Origin of the sequence: Saccharothrix obliqua (genome assembly GCF_019375475.1) — a bacterium.
Taxonomy (GTDB): domain Bacteria; phylum Actinomycetota; class Actinomycetes; order Mycobacteriales; family Pseudonocardiaceae; genus Actinosynnema; species Actinosynnema obliqua.
In genome coordinates, this window is the sequence record NZ_JAHXGQ010000046.1 from 1 (window position 1) to 304 (window position 304).

The 304-nt window shown below is 65.5% G+C and carries 1 protein-coding gene; it reads left to right on the forward strand.

Going from position 1 to position 304, the window contains the following annotated elements; translation table 11 throughout:
* On the forward strand, positions 1-304 hold a 304-nt coding region (locus KZQ38_RS35745; RefSeq protein WP_504739582.1), incomplete at both ends, for a ribonucleotide reductase barrel domain-containing protein.

The window sequence follows — 304 nt, forward strand, 5'->3', positions numbered from 1 at the left end:
TGGTCGGGACATCGTGTCGGTGCAGTACCAGAACGCGAACAACTCGGTGCGGGTGTCCGACGAGTTCATGCACGCCTACGAGAACGGCGGACAGTTCGGCCTGCGCGCGCGGCAGACCGGTGAGGTGATCGAGCACGTCGACGCCAGGGGCCTGTTCCGGAAGTTGGCGCAGGCGGCGTGGGAGTGCGCGGACCCGGGTATCCAGTACGACGGGACGATCAACGATTGGCACACCACGCCGGAGTCGGGTCGGATCACGGCGTCCAACCCGTGTTCGGAGTACATGCACCTGGACAACTCCAGC